At 61.2% G+C, this 3284-nt stretch carries 2 protein-coding genes; one reads left to right on the forward strand and one right to left on the reverse strand.

All coding sequences use genetic code 11. The features are described 5' to 3' along the window. Nucleotides 1-2147, forward strand: a 2147-nt coding sequence (locus tag BGIM_RS47835) for a lipopolysaccharide kinase InaA family protein (RefSeq protein WP_040887373.1), incomplete at its 5' end; no start/stop codon positions are given. Between the two features lie 61 nt (nt 2148-2208). Here BGIM_RS47835 and BGIM_RS0100370 read toward each other — a convergent pair. After that, nucleotides 2209-3036: an IS5 family transposase gene (locus BGIM_RS0100370; RefSeq protein ID WP_020467869.1), complete on the reverse strand. Its 828-nt coding sequence runs from the start codon at nt 3034-3036 to the stop codon at nt 2209-2211. Nucleotides 3037-3284: the final 248 nt, after the last annotated feature.

Raw genomic sequence — 3284 nt, forward strand, 5'->3', positions numbered from 1 at the left:
CGCCGGCCGACGGCCGGCCGATCCCGGAGGCTTGCCGTCCGTGGGTGGTCGCCGACCGCGACGGGGGACTGGCGGGGCTTGTCACGGAGCCGAGTTTCGCGATGATCCTGTCCGACTGCGGGACCTCGGTGCAATCCCGGCTGGATGCGGAAGACGTGTCCGGGCCGGACGACTGTTTGAGGTCGGCCGCCGACTCGGAGGCCGACCTCACCCGGGTCTTGGCGCAACTTCGTGACTTGGCGCGGGCCGTGGAGGCGGTGCACCACGCGGGGTGGCTTCACCTCGACCTCAACTTCGACAACATTTGCGAAGGCGCGGACGGGCGCTGGCGGCTGATTGACTTCGGCCATGCCGAACGCCAAACCACGCCCGCCGACGCGGTGATCAGGGACCGTATCCCCCTCCGCCGAGTTGATTTCGCCGCCCCCGAAATGCAAATGCGAACCCTGTCGCTCATGGTCCGGGTCGTCACCCCGTCGACGCTCCGATTGTTGGGGCATGTCGGCTGGCCGGCGGGGTGGCTGCCCAACCGCGGGGACATTCTCACCTTCCCCCCGGCCGGCCGCGGCGACCCGGCTTGGGTCTCGATCAAAGAGCGCGTGAGGGGGGACTCCGAACGGGAGTGGACCCTGACACTTGACGAGCCCTTGAAGCGGCCGGCCGGGTCTGCGTTCGGGGTGACGCTGCACCGCTCGGCCGGGATGGCGTCGGACGTCTACTCGTTCGGGCTGATCTTGCTCTGCCGGTTGTTCCGGATCCAACGGCCGATGGACATTCGCGATGAACTGGCCGTGTTCGAGCGGGCCCTGCACCGGTGCACGCCGGACGGACCGGGGGGCGGGGGTGGCCTGTCCAACGAGAGCTGGCTGAAAATTTACCGCAGGATGTTTGAGCGCACGTCCGAATTGTTAAACCGTTACTACCCTGAATGGGAGTCGAGGATTCGATCGGCCGCCGCCCCCAAGCGCGTCCGGCTCACGTGGCTGCTTCAACAATTGCTGGCCGTCGGCCTGCGGTGCGTTCTCCGGTATGACCACTGGACGTTCGCGAAGGCGGATTTGTCTGCCGCCGACCCGGCCGTCCTCCCCCTGTCGAAGATCCGGGCGGAGTTGGATAGGATCGCTCTCGCCTGGCGCTCCGCGGGGCCGTTCCGCGTCCTGTCCGAACCGAAAACTTATTATCAGTTCCAAAAATGGATGGCCCGGAGCCTGCCCCGGAGCCTGCCCCCGGCCGAGCTGAACCGGCTGCGAGAGTTGACGCGTCTCGCCCGGACCGGGGCCGAAAATTTGCTGAAGACGGGCGAGTACTATTACACGTTGGCCTCCCGCGGGCGCGGGCTGGAAGCATCCGTCAAGCAGTTCCGGTTGGAGTTCACCGACTGGGAGCACGCTTATCGGGATGCCCGCAAACGGGCAAACGGTTGGAAATTGCGGTTGGCGAGATTGGGATCGTGGCTGGGCTTGGGCTCCGCCGGCGCCCCCCGCGAGGCCGACCCCGAGGTGATGCAATTCCATGCGGACTTGAGGAAATATTTTGAACAATTTCGCCAGGAGGACCCGTCGGAGATTGACGTTTTCATGGCCCGTCTGACGGAATTCGCCTTTGACAGGTCACACTGGCAGGAAACGATGAACTCCCCCGGGCGGACGCACGCCGAGGAGCGCCGCCTCGGTGGCATCGCCTCGGCGGCTCGTTTCCTGATGGGGGATCTCTCGGACAACCTCCAGCGGCGGTCTTTGACACGGAGTGTGGCGGCCAAGGAGCACGCGGCGGCGGCAGACGCGCTGGGGCTGCTGCTGGAAGACATCAAATCAACGCTCCGGGGATGGCAGAAACTGATCTTGGAAAACATCACCAAGACCAGAAATGAGGCTCATTCCGAGCTTCAACGCATTTTGCAAGAGTATCACGGGGCGGCCCGGACAACGCTTGAGGATCGAATTACGAAAGCAGATAAAACGCAGAGAAAATTGTACGTGTATGGGGCCGGATTTTCTGATCTCCTTGGGCGATTGTCTGCCGACAACACCGGCCATCCGATAACGGAGCGCGCGATGAGAGAATTCCGCGGGTTTGTGGAGACGACAGTCGAGAACTTGGAACGACTCGCCGGGGCTGTGGGCAAACAACAGCCGAGCAACGTGTGAGTCATCTCACGGCAAGGCGTCCGTCTCATACATGAACCCCAGGTCGTGTCCGGTGAATCGGTCAGAGAAAGAATCGATAGAGAATGGCCAGGTTCAACATTCCGGCATAATGGATGGTCAGTTTTTCATATCGGGCGGCGACCCGTCGGAACCACTTGAGCCGGTCAAAGACCCGCTCGATCAGGTTTCGCCACCGGTAACTCTCCCGGTCAAACGGCCCGCGCCGGCCCGGCTCGTTCTTCTGATGAGGAATCACCGGTTCCACTCCGTGCGTCAGCAGGTATTCCCGGATCCATTTGGCCGAGCACGTTTTGTCTCCGGCCAGTTTCTCCGGGGACATTCCCTTGATGGCCACTGCTTCGGCGAGAGGAATCAATTGCTGCGTCTCGTGTTGTTGTCCGGGGCTGACGATCACCGCCAGCGGCAGGACTTGTTCCTCCTCGATGGCCGCGATCAAATGAACTTTGGTTCCAAAGCCGCCTTGGCTCCGGCCCAACGCGTGATCAACAGGCTCACCGACGGGAATCACGGTCTTCGACGCCCCGGCCGCGGATTGATGGGCCCGAATCACCGAGGCGTCCACGGCGCGCAACTCACCGTTGATCCGGCCTCGCCGGATGTCTCGAAGCTGGAGTTCGTCCAAAAGAACATCCCATAAACGAGCTTGCGACCACCGTCGGAAACGCTCATAAATCGTCTTCCACGGACCGAACCGTTCGGGCAAGTTTCGCCATCGCCCCCCGTCAGACAAAATCCCGAGGATGCCGTCGATGACCACCCGGTGATCCTTCCATTGCTTTCCCCGGCGGCCGTTGGGTGGGAAGAACGGAATCAGCGTGTTCCATTGATGATCGGTCAGTTCATAAAGAACGGAACCAGCGTGTTCCATTGACGATCGGTCAGTTCATAACTTGGAGAACTTATTTCTTTTCAGCCCCAAGGAATTTCTTCCTCGGATTAGAGGAGGACATGCCGGGCGACGATTCACCAGACACGACCTAGTATTTCATTGCAGCTGATCGGACATGCGATACTATTTTCCCGAACCGAATCAGGAGGATTATCGCATGTCCGATCAGCTGCAATGAAATACTAAATAGCTCCCACGTCGAACGAAAGTGCGAGTTTGCCGAAAAG

The organism is Zavarzinella formosa DSM 19928 (genome assembly GCF_000255705.1).
Taxonomy (GTDB): domain Bacteria; phylum Planctomycetota; class Planctomycetia; order Gemmatales; family Gemmataceae; genus Zavarzinella; species Zavarzinella formosa.